General features: G+C 68.1%; 2 protein-coding genes. One reads left to right on the forward strand and one right to left on the reverse strand.

The features are described from left to right. Positions 1-695, reverse strand: a 695-nt coding sequence (locus AC1DY5_RS56520) for a LysR family transcriptional regulator (RefSeq protein ID WP_478122852.1), incomplete at its 3' end; no start/stop codon positions are given. A gap of 108 nt (positions 696-803) precedes the next feature. Here AC1DY5_RS56520 and AC1DY5_RS56525 point away from each other — a divergent pair. Next, positions 804-1,154: tautomerase family protein (locus AC1DY5_RS56525; protein ID WP_478122853.1), on the forward strand; the 351-nt coding region annotated here is incomplete at its 3' end.

The raw sequence follows: 1,154 nt of genomic DNA on the forward strand, positions 1-1,154 counted from the left end.
CCGGCCGCCAGCGCCGACTGCAGGCCCGCCACGCCCGAGGCGACATGCGCCACCGCATGCGGCACGCGCCGCTCGCGCAACAGGCGGATCGTGAACTGGTGCAGCGAGCAGCTGTCGGGCAGCACCAGCAGCCGCAGCGGCTCGCCGCGCGCGAAGCGATAGCCTTCGGCGCCGACCCATGCGAGTGCTTCGCGCCACAGCGGCGAGCCGGGCCCGCGGCTGGCGGCCCGGGCCGCCGCCGGGTTGATGCGCATTGCCAGCCCAATGTCGAAATCGCCGCGCCCGAAGGCGGCTTCCATCGCGCTGCCCTGCAGGACGCTCACGTGGAGGCGCAGTTGCGGATAGCTCTGGCCGAGCCGGCTCAACAGGCGGCTCAGCTCACCCGGCCTGAAGTAGTCAGTGACCGCGAGCCGCAGCTCGCCCTGCAGCGTCTCGCCACTCAGGTCGCGCAGCGCCTCATCGCTGGCGGCGAGCAAGCGGCGCGCATGGTCGAGCAGGCGCAGTCCGGCGGGCGTCGGCGCAACGCCGGCCTTGCTGCGGCTCAGCAGCGCATGGCCGATCCGCTGCTCGAGCTTGCGCATCTGCTCGCTGACCGCCGACTGCGAAAGAAACACCCTCGGTGCCGCCGCCGTCAGGCTGCAGGCGTCGACCACCGCGACCAGGGTCTTGAGTTGCTCGAGATCGAGAGGCTGCATGCGGATATCCATTCATGAAACCGATGACATGCATCATATCTTCCCGCTTTTCAGATGGCATCGCCGTTTCGACAATGAGGCTTCTTTCATTGCTGGAGCTCAGCCGCCATGCCCCACATCGTCATTCATCTCTCGGGCCAGCCCGATGCGCAACTCACCCGCAAGGTCGTCGACAAGGTCGCCGGCCTGACCCAGTCCGTGCTCGACAAGAAGTTGCCTGTGATCGGGATCACGGTGCAGTACATCTCGGCCGACAGCTGGTTCGTCGGCGGCCAGTCGCTGGCCGAGCTGGGAAAGTCGGCCTTCCATCTCGACATCAGCATCACCGACGAGACCAACACCAAGGCCGACAAGGCCCGCTACCTGCGCGAGGTCCACGCCGCGATGGCCGCGCTCAGGGGCGACCTGCACGAGGTGTCGTACGTGCACGTGATCGATGCCCGCGCCGCCGCCTACGGC

The sequence above is a fragment of the Variovorax sp. P4_D9 genome, from assembly GCF_056401695.1.